The 17,412-nt window shown below is 63.4% G+C and carries 18 protein-coding genes; 11 read left to right on the top strand and 7 right to left on the bottom strand.

Annotated elements, in window-relative coordinates:
- The first annotated feature begins 21 nt into the window (after window positions 1–21).
- Window positions 22–720, top strand: coding sequence for a glutathione binding-like protein (locus LQ954_RS05865; RefSeq protein ID WP_231022325.1), 699 nt, complete (start codon window positions 22–24; stop codon window positions 718–720).
- 108 nt (window positions 721–828) lie between these two features.
- On the opposite strand, the gene LQ954_RS05860 is transcribed toward LQ954_RS05865, so the two are convergent.
- Window positions 829–1,614: an SDR family NAD(P)-dependent oxidoreductase gene (locus LQ954_RS05860; RefSeq protein WP_231022324.1), complete on the bottom strand. Its 786-nt coding sequence runs from the start codon at window positions 1,612–1,614 to the stop codon at window positions 829–831.
- A gap of 65 nt (window positions 1,615–1,679) precedes the next feature.
- On the opposite strand from LQ954_RS05860, the gene LQ954_RS05855 reads away from it, so the two are divergent.
- From LQ954_RS05855 to dcd, 6 genes are all read left to right on the top strand, one after another.
- Window positions 1,680–3,224 carry a class I adenylate-forming enzyme family protein gene (locus tag LQ954_RS05855; protein ID WP_231022323.1) on the top strand — a complete coding sequence of 515 codons (1,545 nt, stop codon included), beginning with the start codon at window positions 1,680–1,682 and terminating at the stop codon, window positions 3,222–3,224.
- Window positions 3,221–4,006: a thioesterase family protein gene (locus tag LQ954_RS05850; protein WP_227770408.1), complete on the top strand. Its 786-nt coding sequence runs from the start codon at window positions 3,221–3,223 to the stop codon at window positions 4,004–4,006. The genes LQ954_RS05855 and LQ954_RS05850 overlap by 4 nt, the downstream gene beginning before the upstream one ends.
- A 175-nt stretch (window positions 4,007–4,181) precedes the next feature.
- Window positions 4,182–4,799: an EF-hand domain-containing protein gene (locus tag LQ954_RS05845; protein WP_227770409.1), complete on the top strand. Its 618-nt coding sequence runs from the start codon at window positions 4,182–4,184 to the stop codon at window positions 4,797–4,799.
- Between the two features lie 77 nt (window positions 4,800–4,876).
- The gene (locus LQ954_RS05840; RefSeq protein ID WP_227770410.1) at window positions 4,877–5,596 is read left to right on the top strand and encodes a response regulator; all 720 of its coding nucleotides are present in this window, start codon (window positions 4,877–4,879) and stop codon (window positions 5,594–5,596) included.
- On the top strand, window positions 5,551–6,930 hold the full coding sequence (locus LQ954_RS05835) for a sensor histidine kinase (protein WP_231022322.1): 1,380 nt from the start codon (window positions 5,551–5,553) through the stop codon (window positions 6,928–6,930). Before LQ954_RS05840 ends, LQ954_RS05835 begins: the two co-directional genes overlap by 46 nt.
- Window positions 6,931–7,010: 80 nt before the next feature.
- A complete protein-coding gene (gene dcd, locus LQ954_RS05830; protein WP_227770412.1) occupies window positions 7,011–7,565 on the top strand; it encodes a dCTP deaminase in 555 nt (184 codons plus the stop codon).
- Between the two features lie 156 nt (window positions 7,566–7,721).
- On the opposite strand, the gene hslO is transcribed toward dcd, so the two are convergent.
- The 4 genes from hslO to LQ954_RS05810 form a co-directional block, all read right to left on the bottom strand.
- Complete coding sequence (gene hslO, locus LQ954_RS05825; RefSeq protein WP_231022732.1) at window positions 7,722–8,630, bottom strand: Hsp33 family molecular chaperone HslO; 909 nt, start codon at window positions 8,628–8,630, stop codon at window positions 7,722–7,724.
- Window positions 8,631–8,758: 128 nt separating this feature from the next.
- A complete protein-coding gene (gene argF, locus LQ954_RS05820; protein ID WP_231022731.1) occupies window positions 8,759–9,679 on the bottom strand; it encodes an ornithine carbamoyltransferase in 921 nt (306 codons plus the stop codon).
- Between the two features lie 128 nt (window positions 9,680–9,807).
- A complete protein-coding gene (locus tag LQ954_RS05815) occupies window positions 9,808–10,998 on the bottom strand; it encodes an aspartate aminotransferase family protein (protein ID WP_231022321.1) in 1,191 nt (396 codons plus the stop codon).
- Window positions 10,999–11,116: 118 nt separating this feature from the next.
- Window positions 11,117–12,415, bottom strand: coding sequence for an O-acetylhomoserine aminocarboxypropyltransferase/cysteine synthase family protein (locus tag LQ954_RS05810; RefSeq protein WP_231022320.1), 1,299 nt, complete (start codon window positions 12,413–12,415; stop codon window positions 11,117–11,119).
- Window positions 12,416–12,620: 205 nt separating this feature from the next.
- Here LQ954_RS05810 and LQ954_RS05805 point away from each other — a divergent pair, with 205 nt between their 5' ends.
- The 4 genes from LQ954_RS05805 to LQ954_RS05790 all read left to right on the top strand — a co-directional run bounded on the left by LQ954_RS05805 (window position 12,621) and on the right by LQ954_RS05790 (window position 15,330).
- Window positions 12,621–13,448 carry a TIGR00266 family protein gene (locus LQ954_RS05805; RefSeq protein WP_231022319.1) on the top strand — a complete coding sequence of 276 codons (828 nt, stop codon included), beginning with the start codon at window positions 12,621–12,623 and terminating at the stop codon, window positions 13,446–13,448.
- Between the two features lie 53 nt (window positions 13,449–13,501).
- Complete coding sequence (locus tag LQ954_RS05800; protein WP_227770419.1) at window positions 13,502–13,882, top strand: VOC family protein; 381 nt, start codon at window positions 13,502–13,504, stop codon at window positions 13,880–13,882.
- 35 nt (window positions 13,883–13,917) lie between these two features.
- A complete protein-coding gene (locus LQ954_RS05795) occupies window positions 13,918–14,556 on the top strand; it encodes a cytochrome b (RefSeq protein WP_231022318.1) in 639 nt (212 codons plus the stop codon).
- A gap of 570 nt (window positions 14,557–15,126) precedes the next feature.
- On the top strand, window positions 15,127–15,330 hold the full coding sequence (locus LQ954_RS05790; protein WP_227770421.1) for a hypothetical protein: 204 nt from the start codon (window positions 15,127–15,129) through the stop codon (window positions 15,328–15,330).
- 85 nt (window positions 15,331–15,415) lie between these two features.
- On the opposite strand, the gene LQ954_RS05785 is transcribed toward LQ954_RS05790, so the two are convergent.
- Together LQ954_RS05785 and proS are read right to left on the bottom strand one after the other, a co-directional pair.
- Window positions 15,416–15,844 carry a hotdog fold thioesterase gene (locus tag LQ954_RS05785; RefSeq protein WP_227770422.1) on the bottom strand — a complete coding sequence of 143 codons (429 nt, stop codon included), beginning with the start codon at window positions 15,842–15,844 and terminating at the stop codon, window positions 15,416–15,418.
- Complete coding sequence (gene proS / locus LQ954_RS05780) at window positions 15,844–17,379, bottom strand: proline--tRNA ligase (protein ID WP_231022317.1); 1,536 nt, start codon at window positions 17,377–17,379, stop codon at window positions 15,844–15,846. The genes LQ954_RS05785 and proS overlap by 1 nt, the downstream gene beginning before the upstream one ends.
- Window positions 17,380–17,412 lie beyond the last annotated feature (33 nt).

Here is a 17,412-nt window from a genome sequence, read left to right as displayed (position 1 = left end):
CGAGACGTGAAGGAGGGACGCATGATCGATCTATATTATTGGCCCACGCCGAATGGTCACAAGATCACGCTTTTTCTTGAGGAAACTGGCCTCGATTATACCATCAAACCAGTGAACATCGGCACTGGTGAGCAATTCCAGGCAGACTTCCTGAAGATCGCTCCGAACAACCGTATGCCCGCCATCGTTGATCATTCGCCCGTCGACGGGCGCGCCCCGGTATCCGTCTTCGAGTCAGGCGCGATACTGCTGTACCTCGCCGAAAAAACCGGGCTGTTCGGTGGCGGCGATGTGCGTGCCCGTGCCGAAGTGAACCAGTGGCTGATGTGGCAAATGGGCGGTCTGGGCCCCATGCTCGGACAGAACCACCATTTCCGGAATTATGCGCCGGAGAAGGTGCCTTACGCGATCGAACGCTATCTGAAGGAAACCAATCGCCTTTATGGGGTGCTTGATCGGCGATTGGCCGACCGGCCGTACGTGGCGGGGGAACGATATTCCATTGCCGACATGGCCAGCTATCCTTGGATCCTGCCCGAAGCGCAAGGGCAAGACCTTGCCGACTTTCCGAATGTGGCTCGTTGGCATGCCGACATCAAAGCACGGCCTGCGACCGAACGAGCCTACGCCAAGGGCAAGGAGGTCCAGCCGCAACCATCGCCGATGAGCGACGAGGCAAAGAAGGTGCTGTTCGGACAGACGGCGAAAACTGGACGCTAAGCATTGCGATCTAGCTGGAGGGTGACCGCATCTCCTTAACGCCAGAGATGCGGTCATCGTCAGTGGATCACGCCTGCCTTCGTGTGAGTTTCGGCCCTCGCCTCTTGTTCAACCTTCACGTCCAGGTCGTCGGCTTCCACCGGTATCCAGATGGAATCCGGCATCTACCCGCAGGACCTCTCCAGTGATCGCCTTGCCTGCGGGTTCCAGCAACATTTGGATCGGCCCGGCAATATCCTCCGCCTGCGGTGCCATTGCCATCGGCGTGCGGCGGACGATCGTCTGGTCCAGCTTGGCCTTTCCTTCCTGGCCTAAAGCTTTCTCGAACCATCCTGTTCCGACGTAACCAGGCGCTACGGCGTTAACACGGATAGCTGGGGCAAGAACGCGCGCCAGACTTTGCGTCATGGTGATCAGCGCCCCTTTGGACGCAGCATAGGCGATGGACGAGCCGACCCCATGAAGACCGGCAATAGAGGCCACATTCACAACGGCGCTCATTGGACCTTCCTGCATGGCCGGCACGCACGCCCGTACCATCTGAAAGGCGGCAATGGTGTTCAGCCTGTAGATATCGACAAAATCTTCCGCATCGAGGCCATGCAGATCCTCATGAACAACGTGCTTGGTTCGGCCTGCATTGTTCACCAGAAAGTCGATGCGCCCGAACGTCTCCTGGGCCGCCTCCGCAAGTTTCCTGCACTCCGCGTCGTCAGCGATATCGGCCTGAACCGCGATGGAGCCGTTCGCGAGTTCGCGCGCCAGTGCCTCCGCTTCGTCGCGGCTATGTGCGTAGTTAATGACGCATCGCACACCGCGCGCTGCAAGCCGGCGGACCACCGCGGCACCGATCCCGGTTCCGCCACCGGTTACGATCGCAACCCCTCCCTGCATATCACCCTCCATGAATTTGAATGTCGCGTATGGCATTCGGAAGAGCCTGCCGCTAGCGACGTCGCATGGAGAGTATCGCAGACCAGCTGGCACAGCCTTTCGGCACGCTGCCCGATCTGATCCGGCGCCACGCCGCCGTTCAGCCAGACAAGATCGCCATAACCGATGGCGATGACGAACTGACCTATCGCGAGTTGGACTCGGTGATGGATCGCGGTGCAGCAGCGCTCCAGCGCCACGGCACAACTCAGGGCCAGGCAGTTGCGATGGTGAGCTATCCCAGCGTAGCGCAAGCGGCTGTGTTCCTCGCAGCTGTGAGAGCGGGCTCGATCGCCGCGCCCATTCAGCCGTCGGCAACCCCCGAACAAATCGCGGGCATGATCAGGGACAGTGGCGCGAACCTCGTGTTCCTTGATGCCGCGAATGCCGGAGCACTTGCTTCCGAAAGTCTGGACGCGAAAGTCGTGATGCTTGAGGAGCTTGAGGGCTGGCTGGCCCCCGAGGGAACAAGCGCGGAAGCAGTGACGATCAAGCCCGACGATGGCTTCAACATCATCTACTCTTCTGGCACCACAGGTATCCCGAAAGGGATCGTTCAAAGCCACGCAATGCGGTGGCAGCATCTGTCACGTAACAGCGCAGCTGGTTTTGACACTGCGGTGACACTGCTCGCCACGCCACTCTATTCGAACACTACGCTCGTCAGCTTCCTTCCCACCGTCGCATGGGGCGGCACCGCAGTGCTGATGAAGAAGTTCGACGCTCATCGATATCTGGAGCTCGCCCAGCATTATCGCGCCACGCACACGATGCTCGTGCCGGTTCAATATCAGCGGATCATGGCGCTGCCGGATTTTAGCAGCTTTGATCTGTCATCGTTCCGGTTCAAAACGTGCACGTCTGCCCCATTCAAGGCCGAACTGAAGCGCGATGTGGTGAACCGCTGGCCCGGCAAACTGGTCGAATATTACGGTATGACCGAAGGAGGAGCTTCATTCATTCTCGTCGCGGACGAGTTTCCGGACAAGCTTCACACGGTAGGTCGCCTGTCGCCCGGACATGAAGCGATCCTCCTGGACGACGAGGGGCGCGAAGTTGCGCCCGGCGAAATGGGCGAGATCGTGGGCCGCTCACCGGCGATGATGAACGGTTACCACAAGCGCGAAGGCGCGACGAGAGATGCCGAATATTATGACGCCGCTGGGAACCGGTGGATCAGGCATGGCGATGTCGGCAGGTTCGATGAAGACGGCTTCCTGATCCTGATGGATCGCAAAAAGGATATGATCATCTCGGGCGGCTTCAACATCTACCCGTCTGATTTGGAGGCTGTCCTTGCCGAACACCCGGCCGTGGCGGATTGCACCGTCGTCGGGGTGCCCAGCGACGAGTGGGGCGAAACGCCCGTCGGCTTCTATGTGCCGCGAGCAGGCGCCACCGAAAGTCCGGAGGAAGTTCGCGCAACAACGAACGCCAAGCTCGGGAAAACGCAGCGACTTTCGGCGCTTTACGTCACGGACGAGTTGCCACGCAGCGCGATCGGCAAGGTGTTGAAGCGGGAGCTGCGCGACCGGCTCGCGGCAGGGGAATTTCGGGGGAAGACTGCATGACAAGCCTGAAGACGATTTTGGACAATTTGGTGCCAGTGGCCGATGGCACCGGGTGGCGCGGCGAGATACCGGAAAGCTGGCTGCAAGGCCGCACGGCCTATGGTGGAATGTCAGCGGCAGTGGCGCTTCATTGCGCGATGCAGTCCGATGTCGATCTACCGCCACTTAGGTCCGCGCAGGTCAGCTTCATTGGCCCACTCGCCGGTCCCATCCTGGTAACGACCCACCGACTGAGGCGTGGGAAAAACGCGGCATTCATTCAGGCAGACATAGAAAGCGAAGCCGGCCTTGGGCTGCGTTGTACTTTCGTCTTCATGCGCGCAATCGACAGCGAAGTCGATTACGCCACCACCACTGTGCCGGACTTCCCACGTCCGGGTGCGGGGGAAAAAACCTTCAAGGGCAATGCCCATGTAGCCTTCACCCAAAACTTCGAGTTCCTTGATCGCCGGGAAGGTCCCAATCTGCAGCCGGCCGAGTGGCTGCGTTGGACACGCCTTAATGAGCGTGAGGGTATCGACCCGATGGTAGAGCTGATCGCGGTGGGCGATTGCTTGCCCCCAGCAGCTCTGCGTCTGCTCGGCCGGAACGTCCCGATGAGCTCAATGACGTGGATTCTCAACGTGCTCGGCCCGACACCTAGCACGCAGGACGGATGGTGGCTGTTACGATCAAACGCTGACTACGCCCGATCCGGAAGCTCATCGCAACAGATGGGGATCTGGAATAGCGCGGGTGAGATGGTGGCGGAACAGATGCAGTCGGTTGCCGTGTTTGCCTAAACGGGTGAGGGTTCGCGCGCAGTCGCGACCCTCTTGTCCCGCCTCCCAGGGCCGACTTGGGCGCGACAAGTTGCGACAGTTTGTATGCGGCACGGCACAGTCGTGCGACAGAGTGGTTTCATATCGGGCCTCATCGACGGACATCTGCTCCGTTCAGACAAAGGACCTGTAGTTAATGAAACGCTTCATCATCGCCGCCGCGCTTAGCGCCACAACCCTTGCCGGGGTGGCGGTTGCACAGAACGTGCCCCAGCCGGGTACCATTTCAGCACGTGGGCCAGCCAAGGCAGACACCAACAGAGATGGCATTGTCACTCGTGCGGAAGCGAGCGCGGCCGCAGATGCGATGTTCGCGCGCATGGACAAAAATCGCGACGGCAAGATCTCCGCGGACGAGCGACGGGGCCGTGGTGGAGCAAACGCGCCGGAGATGACGCAGCAGCAGTTTCGTGAGCGGGCGCTGAAGCGCTTCGAACTTGCTGACGCCAACCGCGATGGTCGCCTTGATCAAGCGGAGCGCCAAGACCTCCGAGGCAAGCGCGGGGAGCATCGCCGCGGTCGCATGGCGCATCAGGGTGGCCGCGGTGAGCACGGCATGGGAATGATGATGCGGGCTGATACCAACCGGGACGGAGTCCTGACGAAGACGGAGGTGATTGCCGCTGCCACCGCGATGTTCGACCGGGTTGATACCAATCGCGACGGCCGCATCGACCAATCCGAACGCGGGGCTGCACGCGCGAAGATGGGACATCGGCCGAGCGCAAGTACCGACGCCCCGCTAGCGAAATAAGCTCAATCACAATCAGCGCGCCGGGCGACAACGCCCGGCGCTTTTCGTCGGAGAGCGACATGCTAGACGGCAATCCCATGTCCGATACGCCTCACCTGCTGCTCGTGGATGACGAGCGTTCGATCCGCGAGCCACTCGCGCAATATCTCACGAAACAGGGCTTTCGCGTTACGCAGGTCGGCGACGCCGAGGCAGCTCGCACTCGGCTGGGAGCTTACGCCATCGATCTGGTGGTGCTCGACATTATGATGCCTGGCGAGGATGGGCTCAGTCTCTGTCGTTACATCCGTGCGACCAGCGATACGCCAGTTATCCTCCTTACCGCTCGAACAGAAGAAACTGACCGGATCGTCGGACTGGAGATGGGCGCCGACGATTACATGATAAAACCCTTTTCGCCGCGCGAGCTGGCCGCACGCATCAAGGTAGTGCTTAGGAGGCTTCAGGCCGGAGGCACACGCCAGCACGCGCCCGACGCCGCGGCTTACGCGTTTGCGGGCTGGGTACTGAAGACCGGAGAACGCACGCTGGTGGACCAAGAGGGCGTCGCAGTTCCGCTTTCCACAGGGGAGTTCAATCTGCTGCACGCCTTGGTGACACGCCCCCGCCAAGTGCTCACTCGCGATCAGTTGCTGGACCTCACCCAAGGGCGAGAAGCCGCGGCTTTCGACCGAGCCATCGACAATCAAGTGAGCCGACTTCGCAAGAAGATCGAAACCGATGTGAAAAATCCGCAACTGATCAAGACAGTATGGGGTGGTGGTTACACGCTGGCTACGGAAGTCACTCGCTTGTGAGACTACCCTTCCCTCGTAATCTCTCGGGTCAGCTGGCACTTCTGCTGGCATTGGCGCTATTCGCTGCCCAGGCGATCAATCTGGCGCTGGTACTACGGGAGCGAGCGAGCTTCCGATTAGCGCAAGCGACGCGCCCAGCAGCGGTTCGCATCGCTGATGCCCTCGATCACAGTGGTAATCGGACCGCCGTTGCCGAGCGTAGCCGCGTGCGCCGGCACAACATCAATCCGATTCCACCTGAACTTCAGAGGATGCCCGAAGTTGCGGCAGAACTGAAAGCCCAGCTGTCGGAACTGGGCGTCTCTGTGGATCGCATCGACACAGGCATCCGTCCACGCGAGGTAAGACCAAGCCGTCATGATCATCGTTTGATCGGCCGCACCTCTGACACGCTGATGATCGCCGTGCAGCTGCGTGGAGGTACATGGATCACGACGAACTCATCCTGGCCCCGGCGAGACAATCGAATTTTGTGGGCCCTACTATCCCAAACTCTCATCATCTATATCCTTATTCTGTTGCCGGTTCTGTGGATTGCGCGGCGGATCTCACGCCCCTTGAGAGGTCTGGCGGGCGCAGCGCGAACCTTTGCTCCGGGCAAGGGAATGCCGGCACTAGCTGTAGAAGGCCCGGGAGACGTGCGGGACTTGATCCTTGCATTCAACGGGCTCGCGCAGCGCGTAGCCGCCATGCTCGATGAAAAAGATCGGATGTTGGGAGCGATCGGGCACGATCTCCGCACTCCGCTCGCTGCGCTGCGCGTCCGCATCGAATCGGTCGAGGACGAGCAGGATCGTGCACGAATGGCGGAAACAATCGCGGAAATGAGCCGAACGCTAGACGACATCCTTTCGCTCGCGCGACTGGGACGCCCCAGCGAACCGATCACCGAAGTTGATCTGGCGGCGTTGGTCGATGCCGTCGTGGAAGACTTTCGCGATTTGGGCGCAGAGGTGCTGTTCGAAGACAGCGAGCGGTTGCGTATGCAGCTGCGCCCGACTCTATTTCGACGCGCAATACGGAACTTGATTGAGAATGCGATCAAATACGCGGGATCTGCCGAAGTGATGATCTCACCGGAAGCAAGCCAGATCCGAGTGAGTGTAGCCGATCGAGGACCAGGTATTCCCGAGGCCGGCCTTACATCCGTTTTTGATCCGTTCACTCGCCTGGAAACGTCCCGAAATCGTGAGACCGGCGGTATCGGTCTTGGTCTCGCGCTGGCTCAAGCCATTGTACAGGACGCGGGCGGTACAATCCGCCTTTCCAACCGAGCGGGTGGTGGGTTGATGGCGGTTATCACTCTCCCGCTTCCCCCAACTGCGCACCCCTGAGCGCACTCGCGCCGACACTGGTGCAGGGACTTGCCAGCAGGCCGATGGACAGCGAAGAGCGCCGCCAAGGGAGCCTGCACATGTCCATCCTATCCGACCGCTGGATTCGCGAACAAGCGCTTGCGCACGGCATGATCGAGCCGTTCGTCGAAGCCCAACGGCGGGATGGATGCATCAGCTTCGGCCTCAGCTCTTATGGCTATGATGCTAGAGTTGCTGACGAATTTAAGATTTTCACTAACGTCGATTCTGCAACGGTTGATCCCAAGGACTTCGCCGCCAACAGCTTCGTCGATCGTAAGACCGACGTATGCATCATCCCGCCGAACAGCTTTGCCCTTGCCCGTACGGTCGAGTATTTTCGCGTGCCGCGCGATGTGCTGGTGATCTGCCTCGGGAAATCGACCTATGCACGCTGCGGCATTATCGTGAACGTGACCCCGCTGGAACCAGGATGGGAGGGGCATGTGACGCTGGAGTTTTCGAACACGACCCCGCTGCCGGCCAAAATCTATGCCAATGAGGGAGCATGCCAGTTCCTGTTCCTGCAGGGGAACGAGCCCTGTGAGATCAGCTATGCTGATCGTGCCGGCAAATACATGGGACAGCTTGGGGTCACACTGCCGCGACTTTGACGCCGCGGGCCAGAGCGGTTCAACTGCAACGCGAAAGCTTAGCCCGTCCTGCCCGACGAAAGAGGGTCTCCGCGCGCGAAAGCTCCGCGTCAGGTACCGCGCCCGGTCGGCTCGGCCCGGCTCGCATGATCAGTGCGAGTTAGCGCGGCTCTGCACCTAATCAGTTAGTTCGTCGACCTTGATCGGGAAGGTGATCGAGCAAAAGGCGCAATCAACGCCGATCACCCCGTTCGCGTCCGCCATTGCAAGCCGTTCATCATGCGGGAATTTCGCAAGAACCGAACGGATGTATGTAGCGTCGCAGCGGCAGCCACGGGAAAGGTCCGTGCTCGCCAACACGCGAACTTCGTCCTCCTCGTTGAACAAGCGCCAGATCAACGTTTCCAGTGGCAGTGTCGCGTCCGCAAGCTCCTCTGAGCCAACCGTAGCGCCCAGGGCGGCGACATGCTCCCACTCGGGATGATCCATTTTAGCGTGTAGCCGCTCGCGGCCTTCTTCGCCCTCCGGCAGATGCTGGAGCAGCAGTCCACCTGCTATGCAGCGGCCATCCTGTTTCGCAAATCCGACCCGCACCTGCGTTGGGATCTGTTCCGACTGAGCGAAATAGCTTTGCACGGCGTCTGCAAGCCGGTCACCGTCGAGCGGCACTATGCCCTGATACCGCTCCCCAGTGGCCGCAAGGTCAAAGGTGATTGCCAGGTAACCTTGGCCGAAAAGGGCAAACAAGGTGGGGTCGGCCGGCGCTTCGGCGAGGCGATCCGCATCGAACTGAACATAGCCCCGGATTTCGCCGCCACGATAATCGCAAACCAGCAGCCGCACCACGCCCTGCTCGCTCTGCGTCTGCAGAGTAAGCTGCCCGTTCACATCCTTCAGAGTGGCGCCGACCAAGGCAGTCAGCGTCAGCGCCTCCGCCAAAAGCGCTTCGATCGCAGGTGGATATGCGTGAACGGAAAGGATGGTGTCGAGCACCGGACCAAGGCGCACCATCCGCCCGCGCGCGTTACGCGCCGGGATGGTGAAGCCAATGGCGCGGTCGAAATCGGTCCTGATTGTGTTGGGCATGTCCACCATTGGGGCTGAGCTTGTCGAAACCGCGCCCGCTTCCTTCGACGAGAGAAGTGCAGCGCCTCGACAAGCTTAGCGCGGACCGGAAACTTGTTGGCCTTAGATGGGAAGCAGCCAGCCTGTGATCAACCGATCTGGCCCAAGCACCAACGCAGAATGGACTTTTGCGCGTGAAGGCGGTTTTCCGCCTCTGCCCAGATGAGCGATTGCGGGCCATCGATCACATCGGTGGTGACCTCCTCCCCACGATGCGCCGGGAGGCAGTGGAGGAACTTGGCATCGGGCTTGGCAGTGGCCATCAGCGCGGCGTCGACCTGGAACGGCATCATCGCCGCCAGCTTGGTGTCGGCGTGCGCCTGCCCCATCGAGATCCAGGTGTCGGTCACGACGACATCGGCACCCTCGACCGCTTCGCGGGCATTGCCCACGACCTTCGCCCGGCCCTTTCCCAGGGCGAGATCGGCGTCCGAGGGCTGGAAGCCCTGCGGGCAGGCGGCGACGACGTCGAAGTGCATCAGGCCGGCTGCCTCGACGATCGAGGCGAGCACGTTGTTGCCGTCGCCCAACCACGCGACCTTCAGGCCCGGCAGCGCCTTGCCCTGCTCGATCACGGTCAAGAGGTCGGCAACGATCTGGCACGGGTGCGAGGCGTCGGTCAGGCCATTGATCACCGGAACGCTGGCGTAATGCGCCATTTCCTCGACCTTGGCATGGTCGTCGGTGCGGATCATGATCGCGTCGACATAACCCGACAGGACGCGCGCGGTGTCGGCCACTGTCTCCCCGCGGCCGAGCTGCATCTGGCCCGCTTCCATCACGATCGACTGGCCGCCGAGCTGACGTACCGCCATGTCGAAGGAGACGCGGGTGCGGGTGGAATTCTTCTCGAAGATCATCGCCAGGACGTGGCCGGCGAGCGGGGCGTCGGCGTCCACGCGGCCCTTGGTCCAGCCGGCGCGCGCGTTCTTGCGATCGAGGGCGTCCGCGAGGATGGCGGCGAGGCCATCGGCACCGGCGTCCGACAGGTTCAAGAAATGGCGGGTCACTTCAGCTCCTCCAATGGCCTCATGCGCATCATGGGCGGCCGCTATCCGGCGAAGATTGGCCTCGATCGCAAAGGGGTCGGCCAGATCAGGTCGAACGGCCCCGGCGCGGTGCGCCAGAGCCTGTTCCATCAATCGTCGCTGGCGGGAACGTAGACGCGCGCCGCCTCGCTCAGCTTCTCGATACACTCGGCGATGTGGCGTTCGTCGATCACCAGCGGCGGCAGGACGCGCACGACATTCTCGCCGGCCGAGACCAGCAGCAGGCCGTGGTTGTCGCGGGCGAATTCGACGAAACGACGGCTGTCGCTCTTGAGCTTCAGGCCGAGCATCAGGCCATGGCCGCGCACGCTGTCGAACAGGTGATCGTAGTTCGGGAGCATCTGTTCGAGACCGGAGCGCAGCCGCTCACCCATCTGCGTCACGCGATCAAGGAAGCCGTCTTCCAGGATCACGTCGAGCACGGCCTCGCCCGCAGCCATCGCCAGCGGGTTGCCGCCATAGGTGGAGCCGTGCGTGCCGATCACCATGCCCTTGGCCGCTTCCTCGGTGGCGAGGCAGGCGCCGAGCGGGAAGCCACCGCCGATCCCCTTGGCCGAGGCCATGATGTCGGGCGTGATGCCGTACAGTTCATGCGCGAACAGCTTGCCGGTCCGGCCGTAGCCGGCCTGCACCTCGTCGAGCACCAGCAGCAGGCCGTGTTCGTCGCACGCCTTGCGCAGCCCCTGGAGGAACTCCGGCGTGGCGGCACGGATGCCGCCCTCGCCCTGGATCGGTTCGACCAGGAAGCCGGCGGTGTTCTCATCGATCAGCGCCAGCGCGCCTTCGAGATCGTTGAACTCGGCATATTTGAAGCCGGGCAGCAGCGGTTCGAAGCCGTCACGCATCTTGGCCTGGTTGGTGGCCGAGATGGTGCCCATGGTGCGGCCATGGAACGCCATCGAGAAGGTGATGAGGTCGTGGCGCTGCGGATTGCCATTGGCGAAGTGATAGCGACGCGCGGTCTTGATCGCGCATTCCACCGCCTCTGCGCCCGAGTTGGTGAAGAACACCGTGTCGGCAAAGGTGTTGTCGACCAGCCGCTGCGCGAACTGTTCACCCTGCGGGCTGCCGTAGAGGTTGCTGACGTGCATCAGCGTGGCGGCCTGATCGGCGATCGCCTTCACCAGCTTGGGATGGCCATGGCCGAGCGCGTTCACCGCGATGCCGCTGGCGAAATCCAGGAAACGGCGGCCATCCTCGCTGATCAGATGGCACCCCTCGCCTCGCACTGGCCGCACCCCGCAGCGGGGATAAACGGGCATCAGGGCGGTGATCGACACGGGGCGTCTCCTTGAAAGAGCAAGGGCGGCCCAACAGGGACCGCCCTGCCCCCTGATACGGATTCGGTGCGGGGGGCGTCAACACCGCGAAAGGGCGTGACGCCATAACCCCGGGGGATCAGCCCTTCGCCGCGTCCAGCGCCTGCGCCAGATCGGCGAGGATGTCGTCGATATGCTCGAGCCCGATCGAAAGGCGGACGTAGCCGGCCGAGACTCCGGTCGCGAACTGTTCCTCCTCCGACAATTGCGAATGGGTGGTCGAGGCGGGATGGATCGCGAGGCTGCGCGCGTCGCCGATATTGGCGACATGGTAGAAGAGCTGAAGCGCATCGATGAAGCGGCGGCCGCCGTCGCGACCACTGGCAAGCTCGATCCCGATCAGGCCGCCGAGGCCGCCGGTGAGGTAACGATCCGCGCGGGCGCGCTGCTCGCCCTCCTGCACCGAGGGGTGGATGATGCGGGTGACGTCGGCGCGGCCCTTCAGGAAATCGACCACCTTCAGCGCATTGTCGCAATGGCGCGGCATGCGCAGCGGCAGCGTTTCCAGCCCCTGCAGGATCTGGAAGGCGTTGAACGGCGAGAGCGCGGCGCCGAGATCGCGCAACAGAACCGTGCGGGCGCGCAGCGCATAAGCGATCGGGCCGAGCGGCTTGGCCGCCTCCGCCCAGACAGCGCCGTGATAGCTGGGGTCAGGCGTGTTGAGCAGCGGCTGACGCTGAGGGTGCGCCGACCAGTCGAAATTGCCGCCGTCAACGATCATGCCGCCGATCGAGGTGCCGTGGCCGCCGATATATTTGGTGGTCGAATAGACGACGATCGCTGCGCCATGATCGAGCGGGCGGGCAAGCAGCGGCGCGGCGGTATTGTCGACGATCAACGGGATGCCGAGGTCGCGGCCCGCGGCGGCGATTTCCGCGAGCGGCGAGACGACCAGCTTCGGATTGGGCAACGTCTCGACATACCAGGCGCGGGTGCGGTCATCGGACGCCCTGGCAAAGGCGCCAGCGTCGCTCGGGTCCACGAAGCGCGTCTCAATCCCCATGTCGCGCAGCGTGTTGGCGAAGAGATTGTAGGTGCCGCCGTAAAGGTCGGTCGCGCTGACGATATTGTCGCCGGCGCGGGCGAGGTTCTGCACCGCATAGGCCGAGGCCGCCTGGCCCGAGGCAACCGCGACCGCCGCCGCGCCGCCCTCAAGCGCGGCGATGCGCTGTTCGAGGATGTCGGTCGTCGGGTTGCCGATGCGGGTGTAGATGTTGCCGAGTTCCTGCAACGCAAACAGCCCGGCGGCATGATCAGCATCGCGGAACTGGTAGGAGGTGGTCTGGAAGATCGGCGGTGCCACCGACCCGGTGGCGGGATCCGCGCGCCAACCGGCATGCAGCGCCAGCGTTTCCGGACGGTATTGGGCCTTGCTCACGAACACTCTCCCTTGGCTTGGTTGCGGTGAGGCTATCGCCTCGCGCCGCGATCGCGAACCTAGAAAGGGTTTCGATCCCCCAAGATGGGATCGCCGTGACGCCAGGGCGAGCGGGGCGCGCGACGATCGGCCCTTTCCCGCCGATGCCTCGTCGCGCTATCCCCCGTGTGTTAAGTGATCAACACAGACGAATGGAGCATGTCACATGGCCGGTCCCTGGTCCCATCACGCCCGTACCGGGCTGTCGGACGACATCGATTTCGAGATCAAGGGACAGGAACTGCAGTTCGTCGAGATCGAGCTGGACCCGGGCGAAAGCGCCGTGGCCGAAGCCGGCGCCTTTGTGTGGAAGGATGCGTCGATCGAGATGACCACCGTGTTCGGTGATGGATCGGGCGGCAGCGACGGCGGGTTCATGGGCAAGCTGCTGGGCGCGGGCAAGCGCCTCGTCACCGGCGAGAGCCTGTTCACCACCGTCTTCACGCATCGCGGATCGGGCAAGGCGCGGGTTGCCTTCGCCAGCCCGACGCCGGGCACGATCCTGCCGATCCGGCTCGCCGACCTGGGCGGCACGCTGATCTGCCAGAAGGACAGCTTCCTTGCCGCGGCGAAGGGCGTGTCGATCGGCGTCGCGTTCCAGCGGCGGATGATGACCGGGCTGTTCGGCGGCGAAGGCTTTATCATGCAGAAGCTGGAGGGCGATGGCTGGGTGTTCGTGCAGATGGGCGGCACGCTGGTGGAGCGCGAGCTTCGCGCCGGCGAGCAGTTGCACGTCGACACGGGCTGTCTTGCCGCCTTCACCCCATCGGTCGAGTTCGATCTGGAGATGGTGCGCGGCGTCAAGAGCATGATCTTCGGCGGCGAGGGCATGTTCTATGCCCGGCTGACCGGGCCGGGGAAGGTGTGGGTCCAGTCGCTGCCGTTTGCGCGGCTTGCCGGCCGGATGCTGTCGGCGGCGCAAGGCGGCGGCGGAAATCGCGGCGAAGGATCGGCGCTGGGGGGCCTCGGCGACCTGATCGGGGGGAACCGCTAACGTCAAAGCTCGGGCGGCGGCCGAGCCGTCGTCCGCTATTCAGGGAGGTAACCATGCTGGATCATGTGAGCATCGCGGTGGGCGACATCCGACGCTCCCTCGCCTTCTATGACCAGGCGCTGGCGCCGCTCGGCATCACCCGCGTGATGGTGCAGGGTGGCACCGATGAGCTGCCCGACCAGGTGGGCTATGGCGTCGGACCCAAGCCGTTCCTGTGGATCGCCAGGGGACGCGCGATCAGCGGCAATATCCATATCGCGGTTGCGGCGCCCGACCGGGCCAGCGTCGATGCATTCCACGCGGCGGCGCTGGCGGCGGGCGGACAGGACAATGGCGCGCCCGGCCTGCGCCCGCAGTACCACCCCGGCTATTACGGTGCGTTCGTGCTCGATCCCGACGGATGCAACCTGGAGGCCGTTCACCACAGTTTCTGACGAGCGGCAGAGGCGCTTGCCGGGCTGGCGGTGCTGTGACTGACATCGTTGCGGCCGCCATCGCGCAAGTAAGCGGACGGCATCACGCGCGGGAGAATGCGATGGCCCGGTGGCATGGTGTGCAGCGATACAACAATGTCGCCATTGCCCTTCACTGGATCATCGCCGCCTTGCTGCTGACCCAAATCTATGTTGGCTGGACGTTCGAGGACATGCCGCGCGGCCCCTCGCAAGGCATGTGGTTCACCTGGCACAAGACGCTTGGCATGCTGATCCTGCTGCTGAGCGTGGCGCGGCTGGCATGGCGGTTCATGAACCCACCGCCCCCGCTGCCCGCCGAGCTGCCGCAATGGGAGCGGACGGTGGCGCGGATCAACCATACGCTGTTCTATGTGGTGATGATCGGCCTGCCCCTGACGGGATGGGCCGCAATTTCGACGGTTCGGGCAGCAGCGACGAGCAGCGCGACCACGATGCTGGGCAGCATCCCGCTGCCGTTCATTCCGGGCCTGCCGCTATCGAGCCATGACGCGTTCGAATTCGGCCATGGCGCGCTCATCAAGCTGACCTACGCGCTGATCATCCTGCATGTGGGCGCCGCCTTGCAGCACCAGTTCGTGGACAAGCGCGCGACCGCCGGGCGCATGCCGCCATTTGGCACCGGCAGGCGGTAAAGCCGGCGCGCAGCGGGTCGGAGCTACCGGAGGACCGCGCCCGCGCTGCCTGCTCGGCGTGCCGGCAGCCCTCAGCCGTCGGCGGCGTCGATCACCGCGGCAAAGGATCGGCGCTGGGGGCCTCAGCGACGTGATCGGCGGTAACAACTGACGCCCGGATCGAACCATGATGCGAATAGCCGGCGGAAAGGGCGGTTTACCCGGTCGTTAGCTTTGTTTCTTCAGACAAACCTCAGGCTCCTTTTGTAACGTCGGACATGAGGGGGCCTGACAAAGATGTTGATATTACTGGCTATTCATAGTCTGTCCGCTCAGACGGCGAACGTACCTGCGTTGCCGCCCACCGTATCAACGACACGGTTTATAACCGGACGGAGCACGTTCGATCGGCAAACGCCATCTCGAACGACAGATGTCGAGATTGTGATCCGCGGGCCGGCCGGTGTGCTTTGGCAAGGATCGCTTCGCGTCAGCGAGCAGGGGCGGCAGAGCAACTGGTCTCAGAGCCGCTCCGAGCCGCCGTCCGCCGACTGTCCGGCAGCGCCTAATCAATTCGGTAGCGAGCCGGAGATGCTCAGCCTGTCGCTATTACCCAGGGAAACGGACGGCGAAGATACCTTCGTGATCAACATCAAATGGGCGCGTCGGGATGGGCGCGGCTGCGATGGCTTAAGAACGGTTGAGCTTCGCCAAACCGTTGCGTTGCCTGAGCGCGAGACAGTTGCGCTCACCGCCGACGGCGGATTGCGCGTGGAGCTACGCCGCAGGTCGTAATCGATCACGCACGTAGATCGCCGATGCACGCAGCCAACCGAATGACATTTCAGGGCCGCCCTCCGAGCCGCAGCACGACGGCGCATTACCCCGCCGCGGCGTCGATCACCGCGGCGGTCATACGCGAGAGGCAGATGAGCTTGCCCGCATCATCCTCGATCCGGATCGTCCAGACCTGAGTGGTGCGGCCGAGCTGTTCCGCCTTTGCGGTGGCGTGGACATAGCCGTCGCGCGCGGCGCGGACGTGATTGGCGTTGATGTCGAGCCCAACCGTCACCTTGCCCTCCGGCACGGCCATCGCACCGGCGACCGAGGCGACGGTTTCAGCCAGCACCACCGAGGCGCCGCCGTGGAGGCGTCCGAACGGCTGATGCACCTTCTTGCCGACCGGCATGCGGGCACGCAGCCAATCGTCTCCATGGCCGGTGAACTCGATCTCGAGCAGCCCGGGGAGGACGCCCTCCCCCAGGGTGTTGAGCTGCGCCAGGTCGATCGGGCGGGTCCAGATCGCCATCAGTAGGAGCGTCCGATCAGCACCCGCTCGACCGCCGGGCCGCCGGTGAAGATGCAAGGCGCGCCGGGGTGGCCGGTCTGCCCCATCGGCGCGTTGCGGATGGTGAGCTTCAGCGCCTTCAGCCGCTCGACCACCTTGTCGAGCTCGGCGCCGGTCGGACGCGACCAAGCGACGTCGGCCCAGCCGGGCTTCGCGGCGCTGTCGGCGAACATCGCCTCGACCCCGGCCCAGTCGTCGACCGGGCTGATGCTGGCCTTCAGCCGCTCGGACGCCTCGGCATGGAGCGCGACCTGAATGTCCTCGAGCATGGCGCCGGCCTGTTCGACGAACGTGTCCTGCGTGACGATCGCGCTGTCGAGCTTGCCATCCTCGCGATAGAGGCAGTCGCGGCGGACGACCGAGACGTTGCCGCCGGCCATGTCGCGCGGGCCGACCTCGACGATGATCGGCGCGCCCTTCTTCACCCAGCCCCAGCGCTTCGTCGCGGCCTTGGCGGGCTTCAGGTCGAGCAGCGCGCGGACCGGCTCGCCCAGCGCGGTCTGCTTCGCCAGCGCCACCTGCAGCGCCTTGCAATAGTCGACCAGTTCCGCGTCCTCGGGCTTGTCGCGCAGCATGGGGACGATCACGATCTGCCACGGCGCGATGCGCGGCGGCACGCGCAGGCCATCGTCGTCGCCATGCACCATGATGACGCCGCCGATCATGCGGGTCGAGACGCCCCAGCTGGTGGTGTTGGCGAACTCAAGCTCGCCACTGGCATTTTGGAAGCGGATGTTCTGGGCGTGCGCGAAATTGGTGCCGAGGAAGTGGCTGGTGCCGGCCTGGAGCGCCTTGCCATCCTGCATCATCGCCTCGATCGAATAGGTCGCGACGGCGCCGGGAAAACGCTCATTCTCCGGCTTTTCGCCGGCGACGACCGGCAGCGCGAGGCAGTTTTCGGCGAAGTCGCGATAGACCTCGAGCATCTTGAGCGTCTCGTCGCGCGCCTCGTCGGCGGTGGCGTGCGCGGTGTGCCCCTCCTGCCAGAGGAATTCGCTGGTGCGCAGGAACATGCGGGTGCGCATCTCCCAGCGGACGACATTGGCCCATTGGTTGATGAGCACGGGGAGGTCGCGCCACGACTGGACCCAGCGCGAGAAGGCAGTGCCGATCACCGTCTCGCTGGTCGGGCGCACGACGAGCGGCTCCTCCAGCTTGGCCTCGGGATCGGGAGTCAGGCCGCCCTTGCCGTCGGCGACGAGGCGGTGGTGAGTGACGACCGCCATCTCCTTCGCGAAGCCTTCGACATGCTCGGCCTCCTTTTCGAAATAGGAGAGCGGGATGAAGAGCGGGAAGTAGCAATTTTCGTGGCCGGTCGCCTTGATGCGGTCGTCGAGCAGGCGCTGGATGCGTTCCCAGATGCCATAGCCCCATGGCCGGATGACCATGCAGCCGCGCACGCCCGATTCCTCGGCGAGGTCGGCTTCCGAAATGACGGCCTGGTACCAGGCGGCGAAATCCGCCTCGCGCGTGACGGGGAGTGCATGCTTGATCATCAGGCGCGGATAGCGGTGGTTCTCGTCATGTGC

Source organism: Sphingomonas sp. IC-11, from assembly GCF_021043365.1.
Taxonomy (GTDB): Bacteria; Pseudomonadota; Alphaproteobacteria; order Sphingomonadales; family Sphingomonadaceae; genus Sphingomonas.
The sequence above is the reverse complement of the archived record's forward strand: the minus strand, read 5'-3'. Positions and strand labels throughout refer to the sequence as shown.